15 protein-coding genes are annotated in these 15517 nt (G+C 55.2%); 3 read left to right on the top strand and 12 right to left on the bottom strand.

The genetic code is table 11. The features are described 5' to 3' along the window. Positions 1-200 precede the first annotated feature (200 nt). Positions 201-779, top strand: a complete 579-nt coding sequence (gene mntP / locus FCN80_RS03350; protein WP_136988473.1) for a manganese efflux pump MntP — start codon at positions 201-203, stop codon at positions 777-779. Here the strand turns inward: mntP and rlmA are convergent. Together rlmA and ftsI are read right to left on the bottom strand one after the other, a co-directional pair. Continuing rightward, complete coding sequence (rlmA, locus tag FCN80_RS03355) at positions 762-1610, bottom strand: 23S rRNA (guanine(745)-N(1))-methyltransferase (RefSeq protein WP_136988474.1); 849 nt, start codon at positions 1608-1610, stop codon at positions 762-764. The two genes, mntP and rlmA, sit on opposite strands and share 18 nt — an antisense overlap. A 25-nt stretch (positions 1611-1635) precedes the next feature. Continuing rightward, a complete protein-coding gene (ftsI, locus tag FCN80_RS03360) occupies positions 1636-3375 on the bottom strand; it encodes a peptidoglycan glycosyltransferase FtsI (RefSeq protein WP_136988475.1) in 1740 nt (579 codons plus the stop codon). Between the two features lie 192 nt (positions 3376-3567). Between ftsI and pgeF the strand changes: the two genes are divergently transcribed. Next, on the top strand, positions 3568-4311 hold the full coding sequence (gene pgeF, locus FCN80_RS03365) for a peptidoglycan editing factor PgeF (RefSeq protein ID WP_136988476.1): 744 nt from the start codon (positions 3568-3570) through the stop codon (positions 4309-4311). A 126-nt stretch (positions 4312-4437) separates the two neighbouring features. Here pgeF and cspE read toward each other — a convergent pair whose 3' ends face one another. The 6 genes from cspE to kdgR form a co-directional block, all read right to left on the bottom strand. Further along, positions 4438-4647, bottom strand: a complete 210-nt coding sequence (gene cspE, locus FCN80_RS03370; RefSeq protein ID WP_005968829.1) for a transcription antiterminator/RNA stability regulator CspE — start codon at positions 4645-4647, stop codon at positions 4438-4440. A gap of 23 nt (positions 4648-4670) precedes the next feature. Beyond that, a complete protein-coding gene (locus tag FCN80_RS03375; RefSeq protein ID WP_136988477.1) occupies positions 4671-4805 on the bottom strand; it encodes a DUF2627 domain-containing protein in 135 nt (44 codons plus the stop codon). 1351 nt (positions 4806-6156) lie between these two features. Beyond that, a complete protein-coding gene (locus FCN80_RS03380) occupies positions 6157-7143 on the bottom strand; it encodes an MBL fold metallo-hydrolase (RefSeq protein ID WP_136988478.1) in 987 nt (328 codons plus the stop codon). 391 nt (positions 7144-7534) lie between these two features. Continuing rightward, on the bottom strand, positions 7535-7807 hold the full coding sequence (locus tag FCN80_RS03385; protein WP_136988479.1) for a YebO family protein: 273 nt from the start codon (positions 7805-7807) through the stop codon (positions 7535-7537). A gap of 177 nt (positions 7808-7984) precedes the next feature. Then, the gene (gene mgrB, locus FCN80_RS03390) at positions 7985-8128 is read right to left on the bottom strand and encodes a PhoP/PhoQ regulatory lipoprotein MgrB (protein ID WP_136988480.1); all 144 of its coding nucleotides are present in this window, start codon (positions 8126-8128) and stop codon (positions 7985-7987) included. Between the two features lie 232 nt (positions 8129-8360). Beyond that, positions 8361-9152: a DNA-binding transcriptional regulator KdgR gene (gene kdgR / locus FCN80_RS03395; protein WP_136988481.1), complete on the bottom strand. Its 792-nt coding sequence runs from the start codon at positions 9150-9152 to the stop codon at positions 8361-8363. A gap of 208 nt (positions 9153-9360) precedes the next feature. Between kdgR and FCN80_RS03400 the strand changes: the two genes are divergently transcribed. Further along, positions 9361-10752 (top strand): MFS transporter, encoded by a 1392-nt coding sequence (locus FCN80_RS03400; RefSeq protein ID WP_230492460.1) that lies wholly within the window; start codon positions 9361-9363, stop codon positions 10750-10752. 37 nt (positions 10753-10789) lie between these two features. Here the strand turns inward: FCN80_RS03400 and htpX are convergent, their stop codons facing one another. The 4 genes from htpX to FCN80_RS03420 all read right to left on the bottom strand — a co-directional run bounded on the left by htpX (position 10790) and on the right by FCN80_RS03420 (position 15342). Then, on the bottom strand, positions 10790-11671 hold the full coding sequence (gene htpX / locus FCN80_RS03405; protein WP_136988482.1) for a protease HtpX: 882 nt from the start codon (positions 11669-11671) through the stop codon (positions 10790-10792). 281 nt (positions 11672-11952) lie between these two features. After that, entirely contained in the window at positions 11953-14007 is a 2055-nt protein-coding gene (gene prc, locus FCN80_RS03410) for a carboxy terminal-processing peptidase (RefSeq protein ID WP_136988483.1), read from the bottom strand. A gap of 19 nt (positions 14008-14026) precedes the next feature. Further along, entirely contained in the window at positions 14027-14749 is a 723-nt protein-coding gene (proQ, locus tag FCN80_RS03415; RefSeq protein ID WP_136988484.1) for an RNA chaperone ProQ, read from the bottom strand. Positions 14750-14844: 95 nt separating this feature from the next. Next, entirely contained in the window at positions 14845-15342 is a 498-nt protein-coding gene (locus FCN80_RS03420; protein WP_136988485.1) for a GAF domain-containing protein, read from the bottom strand. Between the last annotated feature and the right edge of the window lie 175 nt (positions 15343-15517).

Consider the following 15517-nt stretch of genomic DNA (forward strand, 5'->3'; position numbering starts at 1 on the left):
TTATGTTAAGGTTGGCCCGTCATTAGGGAGTAGCCTGTTTCCAGTCATTATGTATGGAAATGTCCGTGTCAACATGCTCGTTGTGGTTAAACGTGGTACGGACGACCAGGAGGGTTGGCGAGACTATAGACACGACGAACCATCGCTGGGTTGGGAGATGGTGAATCGTGTATATATTGGCTCCCAGCCGAGGCTCCGCTATGAACATTTCCGCAACGCTGTTTCTTGCTTTCGGCATGTCGATGGACGCTTTCGCGGCTTCTATCGGCAAAGGCGCCACGCTCCATAATCCACCACTGCGCGAGGCGCTGCGCACCGGCCTGATATTCGGCATCATTGAAGCGACCACGCCCCTGTTGGGCTGGTCACTGGGCCTCATCGCCAGTCATTACATCATGGAGTGGGATCACTGGGTAGCTTTCCTTCTGCTGGCCTGTCTGGGCGTCAGAATGATGATAAGCGGTTGCCGCCAGAAACAGGATGCCCCCGCCATCGCCGGCCACAGTCTGAAAGTGTTGGTGGTCACCGCCATCGCCACCAGCCTTGACGCGCTGGCTATCGGCGTCGGACTGGCCTTCCTGGAAGTGAACATCCTGCATATGGCCATGCTCATCGGCCTGGCCACCATGCTAATGACGACCCTGGGTATGCTGCTTGGCCGGTTTGTCGGCCCCTTTCTCGGCAACAAGGCGGAAATCATCGGCGGCGCCATTCTCATTGGTATCGGCTGCAATATTCTCTACACCCATATCGGTCCGTCGCTAACGGCCGGCTGGTGACGCCAACCCATGATCCCTGCGCCAGGCGCGCAAAATAAAATCGGTCTCGCACACAAATTTCGGCAAGGCGGTCAATGCCGTGATTATCTCCGGCGTGGCCTTCCAGGCGAAAGGCGTCATAAGCAGCAGCTCGCCCGCCGCCGTACCGGGTAAAACCAACTCGAAACGTAAACGCCGCTCCGCCGCCGCCGTGAAGCCGGGCAAGACCTCGTCCCTTAACGGATGCAGCATCACCTGGGAATAAATCCGTTCCTTTAGTTGATAAAGATGCCGCGGCCCCGGCGCCACTGTGACCAACAGCCCATCCGGTGTAAGGACGCGATACACTTCAGCCGGATTACAAGGCGCATAAATGCGCAACACGCCGTCCAGGCCATGATCGACGAAAGGCAGACGCTGGCTGGACGCCACACAGAAACGAACCCTCGGGTAACGCTTGGCCGCGGCGCGCACCGCGGGTTTAGCGATATCCAGCCCGTAGGCCTGGATATCGCCGCCCCGCCCCGCCAGCGCCGTTTCCAACGCGGACGTGTAATATCCTTCCCCGCAACCGATATCCAGCCAGCGGGCCTTAGCCGCCGTTTGCAGGCCGGTTATCATCGCCATTGCCGCATCGCGCATCGGTTGATAGTAGCCGGCATCGAGGAAGGCCCGCCTGGCCCGCATCATGGCCTGATTATCGCCGGGCGTTTTGCTGCGTTTGAATTGTACCGGCAAGAGGTTGACATAGCCCTCGCGCGCGCAGTCGAACCGGTGCGCCTGCGGACAATGCCAGAAACCCGCACCCGGCGATAGCGGCAGACGACAAAGCGGACATTGATAAACATGCATTAAAGGTTTGCTCCGCGCCGGCCCATCATGATGGATGGCCGCTGGTTCTGGACGCGATCACCAGGTGATTGTCATCTTCGGGCAAGGCATCCGGCTCGACGTTCATGGTACGCAACACTTCGGACATAATGGCGCTGAATACCGGCGCGGAGACGGCCCCGCCGTAATATTTGCCGGCCTGGGGATTGTTGATGACCACCACCAGCGCGAATCGGGGCCGGCTGGCGGGCGCCACGCCCGCCGTATAGGCGATATATTTATCGATATACTTGCCGTCCGGTCCGATTTTTTTCGCCGTGCCGGTTTTGACCGCCACGCGATAGCCGCGCACGGCGGCTTTAATTCCGCCGCCGCCCGGCAAAGCGACGCTTTCCATCATATGTTTAACTTCATGCACCAGATGCGGGTCCATGACCTGTTGGCCTTCGACCGGCGGATCGATACGGGTTATGGACAGCGGCCGGTATATCCCATCACTACCGATAGTGGCATAGACCCTGGCAAGCTGCACGGGGGTCACCATCAACCCATAGCCAAAAGAGAATGTGGCGCGATCCAGATCGCTCCAGCGCTGACGGTGAGGCATCAGCCCACTGCTTTCGCCAGTCAAGCCCAAATCCGTGGGTTTGCCGAGACCGAACGCCTTATAGGTTTTGAGCAACGCGGTAATCGGCATGGCCAATGCCATGCGCGATACGCCCACGTCGCTGGATTTTTGCAAAACCCCGGTCAGCGTGAGTGTCGGATAAAACGCCACGTCGCGAATCTCGTGGCCGCTTAACACATAAGGATGGGTATCGAGCAGGCTGTCCGGCTTAACAATGCCCTGTTGCAGCGCGGTCATCACCACCATGGGTTTGACCGTCGAGCCCGGTTCGAATATATCGCTTATCGCGCGATCGCGGAAATCCTCCTCGGTGGCGCCGGCGCGATTATTGGGGTTGAAAGTGGGATAATTGGCCAGGGCCAGGATCTCGCCGGTATTCACATCCACCAATACCGCCGCGCCGGAATCGGCCTTGTTGAACTCCACGGCATTGCTTAAGGCCTCTTCGGCGATACGCTGCAACCGCAAGTCGATACTCAGCGCCACATTATGCGCCGGCGAACTGTCAGTGGTCGACAGCGTCTCCACCACCCGGCCGAACCGGTCCTTACGTACCACTCGCTGCCCTGCCACCCCCGTCAGTAAACGGTTAAAGCTTTTTTCGACGCCCTCTATGCCCTGGTCGTCGATATTGGTGAACCCCACCAGATTCGCGGCGGTTTGTCCTGCCGGATAAAACCGGCGGGATTCCTCCTTGAGATAGATGCCCGGTAATTTCAGCTGTTTGACATAGTCCGCCACATTCGGCTCTATCTGGCGGGCCAGATAAATAAACCGCATATGGGGATCTTGCGCGATACGTTGCGCCAGTTCCCGAAATGGGATATTGATTGTTTGCGCCAGCGCCTCCCAGCGTGAATTATTCTCCACGCCGCCTTTTTGCGCCACTTCGTAGGGATCGGCCCAGACCGCGTCCACCGGGACGCTGACCGCCAGCGGCTGGCCGTTGCGATCGGTTATCATGCCGCGGGGAATCGGCGTCTCCTCCACCCGCAAAGACCGCATGTTCTCCTGAGCCACCAGATTATCCGGGTGTATCACCTGTAGCCAGGCGATCCGTATCAGCAAAACCGTCAGAATCAGCAAGATGCCCGTGCAAATCAGGCCGAAGCGCCATTGGATAAAATTCTGTCTAATCTGCCCCGAAGTCGTCTTCACAATGCACCCATATCGCTATCCTGTTGACTCATAGCATTAAACCTCATCCGGGAGGCTTTATTGCCCATAACAGTGCTACAAGATTGGCTAATTTGCAACAAAGCGCTAATTTGACTGAACTGACGGCCAAAAATGTAATAGGCTGACGGACAACATTCGATTGATATCACTTAACATCAGGGAATGACTCTTATGTCAGCGTGTTCCGCAATACTGGATAAGATCGCCGGCGTCCGCCATGGTTTCGGCGATGCCGCCACGTTGTTTCCAACGCCGCTATTACCCTGGGAACACAGCGCGACGATAAAAAAGCAAGTGCATGGCACCGCTATTTACCACGTCACCCACCCGGCTCAGGCCTGTGGAGAGGCGGACGGGCTAATCACGTCGACGCCAGGCGTTCTGCTGCATGTGCTCACCGCCGACTGCCTGCCAATTCTGTTGTGCCGCCAAGACGGCAAGCGTATCGGGGTTGTGCATGCCGGCTGGCGCGGATTGCTGGCGGGTATTATCGAGGCCTTCGCGGCGCAGATTTCGCGGCCTGACAGCCCCGCCAACTGGGTGGCGGCGATAGGACCGGCGGCCGGACCATGCTGTTATGAAGTCAGCGACGCGCTGGCGGAGGATTTTCTTCGTCATTTGGCTATTCCCGCGCATGTCGTCCAGCCGCGGCCGCGACATCTTGCTCTGGCCGCCATCGCCGTTTACAAGCTCAAGGCCTTGGGTTTTACCACCGTGGACAACCTGAATCGCTGCACGATTTGCGCAACCGACGGTCAAAATTATCGCTATACCAGCTATCGGCGATACACCCGGCAACGGGCCTCGGATCCCACCTGCCCGCCAATTTCCGGACGAAATCAGTATTCCGGGCTGGTAATTATGGATGCGGCGCACCCCCACATGACGGGAGGCGAAACCCACAAACCGCGCTAAAGCGACAACCATGGAATGGGAATGAAAACGGAAATAGCCAAACACCCTGCCAGTTCAGCACTGGCAGGGAGATTTACATGTGATCCAAATCAGTCAAAAGACCGATGGTTACCGAAGCAACCCGGATTACAGTGCAGTTACGTTAACTGCTGAAGGGCCTTTCTGGCCATCCTGGATTTCGAACTCTACATTCTGGCCTTCTGCCAGAGTTTTGAAGCCGTTACCCTGAATAGCGGAGAAGTGTACAAACACATCTTTACTGCCATCGGCCGGAGTGATGAAACCAAAACCTTTAGACTCGTTGAACCACTTCACTTGACCTTTGATCTTTGCCATCTTGCATGTTTCCTTTGGAGTGTTTAAATCGCCCGGAGGCGAGACAGAGACAAACTGGAGTCGTTACTGCTTGAGGCACTAAGATTAGGATCGGCAGAGAAGCGGCATACAACGAAATCGTCTTTACGCAAAACTTCTTTACTGAAAATGCCATTCATATACAGAACTGTACCTCGTTTTACCCAAATGCGTTATCACATACTCTGTAATCAATGGCAAGCCATTTTTAATCAGGGCCGGATATGTCGCACATAATTAAATCATTCAGTAGCATCCGGTTGTATGCACCCGGCATCCAGGTGCTGCAAAACTAACCTTTACGTGCCTGGAGAAACCACCGTCATGATTTCTGTACCATTAGTCATTAACCTTAGCGCAAAGTTTTGTCAACGTCCAATGCATTGTTCAAGAATAACTATTCAATTCTCGATAAAAGAAAACAAGAGGGCCAGCTCACATTTTTCCAGATTTTTTCAGACCGTAATCAACTATGGATACAAGGAAATTAAGCCCCTGCGCCCGGCGGTCCATCTTTAACCCCAGCGCAACGCCGCCTGCCCGCGGCCCCGCTAAACGGACGGCTTTACGGATAAACGCCCGCCCTGGACGTTATAGAGCAGGTTGCCGCTTTGTTGACCGCGTTATCCCCCCGTCTTAGTACGGTCTCTGTTCACGGCAAGACCCTTACCGCCGTGATGTAACGTTAATTATGCTGCGAATATACCCTTCCAGGGAAACAGTCCCGGATAGGATGCGCTATTTAGGATCACCAATATTGTGCAGCCCTCGATAATAAATACGGCGATGAGTTCGCCCGCCCCGTCATAGCGTTATCTACGCTGCCGGGATAAAGACGGATAACCTGTCTCTGGCCGAAGGCCCGTCATTGAAAATTCACATTTCTGCCCGTCGAAATTGTCACTTACTTGCCACCGCATTACTGATCGATATATTGAGTATGATAACTTTATTAGCAAGTTTACCCCTCTGTCATGAGGACGTAATAAAAAGCCTTGTTAAATTTAATTAAAAATTACTGATGATATGACCCTCTCTGACATATTTTCGTCATAGTGACTATTTGTCGAATAATCTTTATTAATGAATACAGTGATTCTCAAGCCAGCGGTACAACGCCCTCCTCCGCCACAGGGATCGTTACGCAGGACGGCGGCGATGATGCGACGGCACGGCAAACGTCCTTGGCCGCGCCGGCGGACAGCAAACGGCCGTGAAGGGCGGGCCGGCAAGCATGCCATAATTTTTGCAAAGCCAAAACGGTTAAACGCCGAAAAACGGTTCACGCGGAAAGACCGCCCTATTTCCCCATCGGCATGCTTAACCTTGCCTTTTCGTTGATGGTCGCAAATTAATTACATAGTTAACTAAGATGCAGGGCTGGATAAGAGACATCCTGTCTCTCAGCAAGAGCCCGCCGCTGGCGCGCGTAATGTGTTTTGGCGAATGTGCCGCTGCCCCGTCGCCGCCATGCGGTTCAACGTATTGAGATTATATCTTTATTTTCGAACCTATTTTCAGCGGAGTAAATTGATGTTCGGCAATTCCGGCCTTATCGAGAGCCTGTTGTAATTCCAAAGGCGGTTCATCCAGGGCCTCATCGGCCAATTCGAATACCCCCCAATGGATGGGAATAACCCGAGGGCACTGCAATTGCTGATAGAATTTTACCGCACTGGTCGGGCTCATGTGACTTTCCCCCATGAACCATTCTGGTGCATAGGCGCCAATGGGCAAGGCGGCGATATCAAAGGGCCCCAAACGCCGTCCGATTTCCGTCAACTCGTCGGTATAACCGCTGTCACCGGAAAAATAGAATCGCCAGTCGCCGGCGTCCACCACCCAGCCGGACCAGAGGCTACGGTTGCGATCGCGCAAAGAGCGCATGCTCCAATGGCGAGCCGGCACGCAATGCAGCCGTATGCCGGCGAAATCCAGACTATCCCACCAATCACATTCCTCAACGGCCCGCACGCCATGCTTTTTCAGCCAGTCCCCCATGCCCAGCGGCGTGACAACCTGCACGGTGGGAAAGCGCCGCAGCAATCGTCGAAGGGAACTGCGATCCAGATGATCGTAATGATTATGGGAATACACGATCAGGTCAATATCGGGCAAATCGGCGATATCCGCCGCCAGCGGCGTTTTACGTTTGGGGCCGACGAAAGGCAGCGGGGACGCGCGCGGCCCCAGCGCCGGGTCGATCAGGACATACTTACCGGCGATGCGCATGACCAGGCAGGCGTGCCCCAACCACCAAATGGCGTCTTCGGCGCCGCTGAAATCAGCGCGTTGCCACCAACGTTCCACAAAGGCGTCATATCCCCCTTGCGGCGCGCGGGGAAACCCGCTCTCTTTCCGTTCACGCCGCCAGCGTTTAAACGCATCGGCATTACGAATACTCGGCTCAAGGTTGCGAAATCCCGAGGGCGTATGATGGGGTTTGGCGGCGTCATACCAAGGATTGCGTTTCGGCATGATAATGTCGGTTCTCCTGTAGGCTTGATTTATACTCGTCATACTTCAAGTGGCCTCATTGTCGGCTGCGGCTGCGCCCGCGCGCCCCGGTCAAGACGTTATCCATGCGCCAGGGGAGGCTGAGAGAGACATCCAGTCTCTCACCGGTGGCTCGCCGTTGGCGGTTCAAATGCGTTCCCGACGAATTTGTCGCTCCCTTGCCGCCGCGATGCGACTCGACGTATTTTGAGAATATACGGCAAGAATGTGGGATCTCGCCGCAAATCATACAGTAAGCGTGTTAATTTAATGTAACATAGAGAGTTGCCGGATGAAAATTTCTGCGACAATGTCAGACCAAGGTAACCGTCCGGACCAGGATGGCGCGGCAGGTCGAAAGACACGGCGGGAATTACCGCTCAGCGATAAAATCCTTGAACAATGCCGGTTCGCCTGCCGGGGGCGTTTTAGTTTCCTCGTCCGCCGTCGAATGACGCCCGAGGCGCGCTAAGATCTCGGTTTGCCGTTTTTGCTGCTCCAACAGTTCGTTTAGCAGCCTTATCTGCTCATTGGCCCGGACACTGGCGCGATTGAGGAAATACCAGACCAGCAGACCGATGAGGAAAGTCACTAGAGACAGCCCCAGAGAGGCTAGATTGAGGGTGTTTAATCCGAATTCGTTCATGTCATGACCTGATTACTGATAACATCAGCATCTATCTTATCACCCCGCGGTCATCATGTATCCCACCGGACTCGTCATACTTTACGTTGCCCCTGGGTTGGCGGCCCAGCCCCGTTTAGGAGAAGGCGCCACCGGAGGCGGCGAGAAGTATCACGCGCAATTGGGCAAAAGCCCCCGTTACCACGGCATCCATTTGGTGACGAAACACACTCCATTAAAGAAATCACCACCCTGATCGCAAAAGCTATTCAATGCCGACAGCCATAACAACAGGCAAAGCAGCAAGATACCTATTACCGATAGTGTCGTGTTTCTTTTCAAAACCAGAGTCCTTAACTTCTCCGATACCTTATCTTAGGCGTCGGAACTTAAACAAAGACTAACTGTAATTCATTTATTATCTTGTTAATGATTTCACTCCGGACGTTCCGGCTCCGGCAAAAAAGAAGCACTGGAGGGCATTTTTACGCCGGACATCCGCCGATTCAAATAGTAGCCGGCGTCCGATGCCATCTCATGTGAACGGTCGGACGCGGCGCCTGTCTGCCATTACTCAAAAAGGATAATGGCGATAACCGATTTGCACACAAATATTGCGGGCCGCCTCGTGCAACATGGCGACATAATCGTTTTTGCTCTCCTCCGAGAAGCGGAGGGTGGGAAACGAAATGCTCAGGCCGGCGATAACCACGCCGAAGCGATCGAAAATCGGCACGGCAATACAACGCAGCCCGTCCTCCTGCTCTTCGTTATCTTCGCCAAAGCCCTGTTCACGCACCTTGACCAGCTCGGGCAGCAGGGCCCGCGCATCGGCCACCGTGCGGCGAGTGCTGCGGGTAAAAACGACCCCATCCAGAATACGGCGGGCTTCTTCCTCGTCGCGCCAGGCCAGCAGCACTTTACCAATGGCGGTGCTATAGAGCGGATTACGCCGGCCAATGCGCGAATACATGCGCAGGTTATACATAGAATCGATTTTATGGATATAGACGATACTGTCTTCGTCCAACGAACCCAGATGGATGGTTTCCCGAGTCAGATTGGACAAGACTCGCATCTGCACATCGGCAATGCGGATCAAATCGACGTTTTGCAGCGCCTTGGCGCCCAATTCGAACAATTTGAGGGTTAAAGCGTATTTTTCCGATTCGCCTTCCTGCGAAACGTATCCCAGGGATTTCATGGTCTGTAAGAAACGATAGACGGTACTCTTGGACATCAATACCCGCTGGGCCAATTCGGTGATGCCGATTTCACGCTCTTCGCCCAACGCCTGGAGGATACCGAACACTTTCAAAACTGACGATACGGAATCGGGTTGTTTATCTAAATCTGCAATCGCCATGGAGGGGTTGTCCTGGTCAGTATTTGTTTTAAAAAAAATAGAACATGATTTTCATTATAAAGGTAAGGCCGTCTTTACCGCAATGGGTTAGCGCCTCTGCCAGGCCTTATTGACGGAGGGTAATTATTACATTTATCAAGCCGCTTGTTGATCCGATTCCACATGAAATGGTGCTAGGATAAGGGTTTTAATGGTTTATGACACAAACATGATACAGAAAACCGCTGACGGAATCCCCACACCGCAACGTTACGGCGCCATCGTTACCATCGCACTGAGCATCAGCATTTCCGTACTGGATACCGCTATAGCCAATGTCGCACTGCCGACCATCGCCAGGGAATTGCACGCCAATCCGGCAACGTCAATCTGGGTGGTCAACGCCTACCAGTTGGCCATCATTATGACGATGCTGTCTTTCGCGACGCTGGGCGATATTTATGGTTATCGGCGTGTGTATCAGTGCGGCCTGGCGGTTTTCAGTCTGATGTCGCTGGGATGCGCGCTTTCCCATACGTTGTGGATGCTCATTGGCGCCCGGGTCATACAGGGGCTTGGCGCCGCGGCAATCATGAGTATCAATACCGCGCTGATAAGGATAATTTACCCGACGCGGATACTTGGGCGGGGAATGGCCATCAATACCCTGGTGGTGGCGGTATCCACCGCGGCGGGCCCCACAGTGGCCGCCGGCGTACTGTCGGTGGCGCCCTGGCAATGGCTATTCGCCATCAACGTGCCCATAGGACTGGCGGCGCTTATTCTCGGCCATCGTTTTTTACCGGCCAACCCGGTGAAAAACAAAGACCAGCGTTTCAATTACGCCAGCGCCATCCTAAACGCCCTCACCTTCGGATTGCTGTTATCGGCCATCGGGGGGTTCGCGCAGCGTATCGATAATACCGTGATACTGGTGGAATTCTGTCTGGGGGTGATATGCGCTGTCATTTTCATTCGTCACCAACTGCGCCAGCAGTGGCCGTTATTGCCGGTGGATCTCCTGCGAATTCCGCTGTTTTCCCTGTCGCTGTGCACATCAATTTGCTCTTTCTGCGCGCAAATGCTGGCCATGGTATCGTTGCCGTTCTTTCTGCAGAACACGTTGGGCCGCAGTGAAGTCGCCACCGGTTTACTGCTAACCCCCTGGCCCCTGGCCACCATGTTTTTCGCCATGCTGGCCGGCCGGCTGATCGGCCGAATCCATGCCGGCCTGTTGGGCGCGGTCGGGCTTGGGATGTTTGCCTTGGGCCTGTTCGCCCTGGCCTGGATGCCTTCCGCCCCGGCGGATGGCGATATTATCTGGCGGATGATGCTGTGCGGCGCCGGGTTCGGTTTGTTCCAGTCACCGAATAACCACACCATCATCACCTCCGCGCCGCGCAACCGCAGCGGCGGCGCCAGCGGAATGCTCGGCAGCGCCCGGCTGGTGGGCCAGACATCGGGTGCCGCGCTGGTGGCGTTAATGCTTAATCTGTTCGGTTATAGCGGCACGCACGCTTCATTGCTGCTGGCCGGCATATTCGCCGCCGTCGCGGCCCTGGTGAGCGCGTTGCGCATCAGCCAGCCCAATCCGCAACGACAAACCAGCTCGGGCCGGTAAGCCGCCCGCATGTCTCTTCCGCCGGGCCGGCGCCGGATTAGCGCAGATAGGTGCCGGAACGCAGCGCTTCAATACGCTTATCCAATGGCGGATGCGACATAAACAGCTCGCCAAAGGCATTGCCGCGACCATTGATGCAAAATGCCAGCATCGCGCTTTCTTCCTGCGGTTCGTAGCTGGTTTTCAGGCGTTGCAAGGCGGCGATCATTTTTTCGCGCCCCACCAGTTTGGCCGAGCCGGCATCGGCATGAAATTCCCGATGACGGGAAAACCAGAGCGTAATCAGGCTGGCCAGCAATCCGAATACCAGTTCCAGCACCATGGAAACGGCGAAATAGATCATGGGGTTGCCATTGCCGCTTTCCCCTTCGTCCCGGTTGGACGACAGGAAGCCGGCCGCCAGTTGCGCCAGCAAGCGGGAAACAAAGATGACAAAAGTGTTCACCACGCCCTGGATAAGCGTCATGGTCACCATATCGCCGTTGGCCACGTGACTTATTTCATGGGCGATGACCGCCTCGGCCTCATCCCGGCTCATGTTCTGCAGCAGGCCGGTACTGACGGCCACCAGCGAAGCATCGCGCCGCGCGCCGGTGGCGAAGGCGTTGATGTCCGGCGCAGGATAAAGCGCCACCTGCGGCATGGCGATACCCGCCTGACGGGCTTGCCGGCCGACGGTCTCCAGCAGCCAACGCTCGGTGGCATCGCGCGGCTGTTCAATGACCCGGCCGCCCACCGAGCGCAGCGCCATCGATTTCGACATCCATAACGAAATGAACGCGCCGCCGAACCCGAACAGGCCGGCCATGATCATCAGTCCGGCAACGCTGGAAGACTGGATGCCCGTCAGGTTCAGAACCAGACCAAACACCAGCATAACCGCCAGATTGGTTAGCAGAAACAGAGCTATGCGCATCATAAAGTCGAGTGTCCCCTGAAAAAGTCACGCCCATCGCGTTACTGGGATCGTATGGTCTCCAGCAACGTTTTCAAGGTTTACTTAACATTAAGTGTCTAAAAAGACATAACTTTACATTTTGTAAATATTTATTGAAGCAGCAGGACACCCGGCAAGGGGTAAAACAAGGGCGCCGAGTAGGCGCCCTGGAAGTCCCGTCACAGTGCGACATGTTGTGCTTATGCCCGACAAAGGCGTCGCTCGCAAACCGTCGCGTCGCAACGGGAATGGCTTCGGATCTGTTATTTCACCGCCACCGGCCTAAGCGGTTGCTGGCCGCTTTCCAACCTGGCCAGATCCAGGGCGATATGTTCAGTTTCGTCCAGATAGGGATCAGGCTCATGGTAGTCTTTAGGTAAGGCGTCCAGCGATTTGATGGGTTTTTTGCCTTCGCGCTTGAAACGGTCGTTGATCCGTTGCAGCCGAATGGCGTCATCCTCATGGTTTTCCTTCTCCCGCTGAGCCAGGTTGAGCGATACGATATTGCGTTTATCCTTGGTCGCGTTGAAGCGCGCAATATCCTGGGCGATATATTGGAACTCGGGATCCGCCGCAATCCGTGCTTGATGCGCCTTGATTAATTCCGGCAGGAAGGGCTTCAAATCACCGACTTTGGTGTAAGTCGCCGCATTGATGCTGTCCCACGGCAAGGCGTTATCTTCGAACTTCTCGCCGGTTTCAATAGCGGCGGCTTCGTCGCCGGTGGGCATGATAATATCCGGCACCACGCCTTTGCGCTGGGTGCTGCCGCCGGTCACCCGGTAAAATTTCTGGATGGTGTACTGAATGGAGCCCAGCGGCGGCCAATCAGGACGCAGCATCTGATCATAGATCCTATTCAGCGAACGGTACTGCTGCACGGTGCCTTTGCCAAAGGTCGGTTCGCCCACAATCAGCGCCCGGCCATAGTCCTGCATGGCGGCGGCGAAAATTTCCGATGCCGAGGCGCTGAAGCGATCTACCAACACCACCAGCGGGCCTTTGTAATAAACGATGCCGTCGGTGTCGCTGTCTTCCCTGACTTTGCCGTTATTGTCCCGCACCTGTACGATAGGCCCGCTGGGGATAAACAGACCCGACAACGAAACGGCTTCGGTTAGCGCCCCGCCGCCGTTGGTGCGTAAATCGATAACGACGCTGTCGACATTTTGTTTTTCCAGTTTTTGCAACTGCACCTTGACATCATCGGTCAGACCGACATAAAAACCGGGAATATCCAGCACCGCCACTTTCTGGCCATCGACCCGTTTAATGGTCATTTTCACCGCGCGATCCTCCAGACGGATACGCTCGCGGGTTACGGTGACGATGCGGGTTTTGGTGCCCTTGCCCGCCGGCAGGATTTCCAGCCTCACTTTGCTGCCCTTCGGGCCTTTAATCAGGGCCACCACATCGTCAAGACGCCAGCCAATGACATCCACCAGGGGCTTGCCGGTCTGACCGACGCCCACCACCCGGTCGCCGACGGCGATGGCCTTGCTCTTGGCCGCCGGCCCGCCCGGCACCAGCGAGTTGATCACGGTGTAATCGTCGTCCATCTGCAATACCGCGCCGATGCCTTCCAGCGACAGACTCATTTCGGTATTGAATTGTTCGGTGTTGCGCGGCGAGAGGTAATTGGTGTGCGGGTCGATTTCATGGGCGAAAGCGTTCATGATCATCTGGAACACATCTTCGCTATTACTTTGCGCCAGACGGCGAATGGCGAACTGATAACGCTTGGTGAGAATATCGCGAATCTCGCCGTCGCTTTTACCGGTCAGCTTAAGATTCAGCTCATCGTATTTCACCTTAGCGTCCCATAGCCTGTTCAGCTCATCCTCGCTTTGCGGCCAGGGCGCCTTACTGCGATCGAGATCGATGGTGTCGTTGCCGGTGAAATCCATCGGTTTGGTCAGACGGGACAGCGCATACTGGTAACGCTCGAAACGGCGCTGCTGGGCCATGTTATAAAGCGCGAAAGGCACATCCAGCTTGCCGCTTTTCAGTTCGTCATCCAAAACATCTTTTTTGTCGGCGAACTTCGCAATGTCGGACGCCAACAGGACGTTATGGTTGTAGTCCAGCATGTTCAGGTAACGGGCGAAGATTTTTTCCGAGAAAGCGTCGTCCAGATCGAACTGACGATAATGGGAACGGGTAAACCGGGCGGTAACGCGCTGGCTGACCGTTATTTGCTGCACTTCCTCATGCAACTGGGGTATCTGGTCGGCACGGGTAATCTTGACTTCCGCCGAGATAGCCGATCCTGCCAGTAGTAATCCCGCTAGTGCAGTGATTCTGACAAATGTGTTCATGCCCTGGTCGGCCTCCGTATCAGAACTGCAGGTGTTCTGCGCGTACTATCAACGCCATTCCGGATGAAAGCTGCACACGTACCCCTTCTTTGGCGATTTCTGTTACTGTCGCTTCCATGGGATCTTTGCCTACCTTGATTTTAACGGCCTGGCCGATTTGCAGTTTGGATATGTCGACCACCGATGCCTGAGGCAGGGGGGCGACTTTTGGGGTTTCTTTCGCATCTCGCGACGGACGTTCGCCCTTTGGCCGGTTGGCCGGACGCGGTTTACGCGGCCTGAAAGCGGATTCATCGGGGACCTTGCGGCTGCGTTCCGCGTCGGCCGGGTTGGCGGCGGGACGGCGGGGAGCGGAATGGGCGTGTTCATTTTGTTCGCGTTTTTTCGCCTGCTGGGCGGCACGTTGCTGCTGTACCCGCGCTTTGGCTTCTTCGAGCTGTTTGCGCGCATGCTCCACATGCTGCGCTTCCAGTTCGCCGCAGGGATTACCGTCGAGATCGACCCGCTGGGCGCCGAGTTTGATCCCGTACAAATAACGCCAGCTTGATGTATAAAGCCGCAGGGCGGAGCGCAACTGGGTTTTGCTGACGCGTTCTTCTCCCTGCACCCGGGCAACCAGATCGGCGAAGATACCTATCTTCAGCGGCCGCGCCTCACCCTCGGCGGTGAAACAGAGCGGAAAACGCTCGGCCAAAAAAGCAATCACTTCTTTGTTACTGTTCAACTTGGGTTGATTTTCCATGAAATTTCCTGATTACAACGGGTTTGCCAACCAGCGCAGGCATGAACAGGCGACATTATAATGACGCCATCGGCAAATGCCACGTTATCCGTATATCAATATAGGGTATTATTGATAAATCTCCGCAGATCAGTTTGTTCTAATTGCTGGCAAAGCCGCTCCACCAAAGCTTTCAGGCCGTCTTCGTCTTCCTGATCGAAGCGCCGATAAATCGTGCTATCGATATCAAGCACCGCCACCACCTGGCCATTTTGGACGATGGGCAGTACGATTTCCGACAGGCTGGCGGCATCGCAGGCAATGTGGCCGGCGAAGGCATGCACGTCATCCACCCGCTGGACGCGGTTTTCCGCCGCGGCCGTACCGCAAACGCCTCTGCCCACGGGAATACTGACGCAGGCGATTTTTCCCTGAAACGGTCCCAGGGTCAGTGTATCACCTTCACGCAGATAAAAGCCGGCCCAATTAACGTCTTCGAGTTGTTCAAAAAGCAATGCGCTGACATTGGCCAGCGTCGCGATGAAATGCGTTTCGTCGGCGATAAGGCCGGACATATTTTGTAGTAATTCGCTATAGAATTGTGGTTTTTTCATAGGTGAACCGATAGATGAGCTAATCTGTCTGATATTAGCTGGAAAAACGCTACTATAAGATAAGCAATAAGTGCCTACCGCCACAAGATTAATTCGATGCCGCTTCACAAAGTCGTCGGCGACGGGTATGTTTGCGCTACTAAGGCGCCCGGCAATGTTTATCCGCGGCGCGGCG

Origin of the sequence: Martelella alba, assembly GCF_005217455.1 — a bacterium.
Classification (GTDB): Bacteria; Pseudomonadota; Gammaproteobacteria; order Enterobacterales; family Enterobacteriaceae; genus Acerihabitans.

What these genes read in the sequence shown, in the direction of transcription:
- mntP (WP_136988473.1), top strand. Translation starts at nt 201, where the DNA reads ATGAACATTTCCGCAACGCTGTTTCTTGCTTTCGGCATGTCGATGGAC.
- rlmA (WP_136988474.1), bottom strand. Translation starts at nt 1,610, where the DNA reads ATGCATGTTTATCAATGTCCGCTTTGTCGTCTGCCGCTATCGCCGGGT.
- pgeF (WP_136988476.1), top strand. Translation starts at nt 3,568, where the DNA reads ATGTCAGCGTGTTCCGCAATACTGGATAAGATCGCCGGCGTCCGCCAT.
- cspE (WP_005968829.1), bottom strand. Translation starts at nt 4,647, where the DNA reads ATGGCAAAGATCAAAGGTCAAGTGAAGTGGTTCAACGAGTCTAAAGGT.
- FCN80_RS03375 (WP_136988477.1), bottom strand. Translation starts at nt 4,805, where the DNA reads ATGAATGGCATTTTCAGTAAAGAAGTTTTGCGTAAAGACGATTTCGTT.
- FCN80_RS03380 (WP_136988478.1), bottom strand. Translation starts at nt 7,143, where the DNA reads ATGCCGAAACGCAATCCTTGGTATGACGCCGCCAAACCCCATCATACG.
- FCN80_RS03385 (WP_136988479.1), bottom strand. Translation starts at nt 7,807, where the DNA reads ATGAACGAATTCGGATTAAACACCCTCAATCTAGCCTCTCTGGGGCTG.
- kdgR (WP_136988481.1), bottom strand. Translation starts at nt 9,152, where the DNA reads ATGGCGATTGCAGATTTAGATAAACAACCCGATTCCGTATCGTCAGTT.
- FCN80_RS03400 (WP_230492460.1), top strand. Translation starts at nt 9,361, where the DNA reads ATGATACAGAAAACCGCTGACGGAATCCCCACACCGCAACGTTACGGC.
- htpX (WP_136988482.1), bottom strand. Translation starts at nt 11,671, where the DNA reads ATGATGCGCATAGCTCTGTTTCTGCTAACCAATCTGGCGGTTATGCTG.
- prc (WP_136988483.1), bottom strand. Translation starts at nt 14,007, where the DNA reads ATGAACACATTTGTCAGAATCACTGCACTAGCGGGATTACTACTGGCA.
- proQ (WP_136988484.1), bottom strand. Translation starts at nt 14,749, where the DNA reads ATGGAAAATCAACCCAAGTTGAACAGTAACAAAGAAGTGATTGCTTTT.
- FCN80_RS03420 (WP_136988485.1), bottom strand. Translation starts at nt 15,342, where the DNA reads ATGAAAAAACCACAATTCTATAGCGAATTACTACAAAATATGTCCGGC.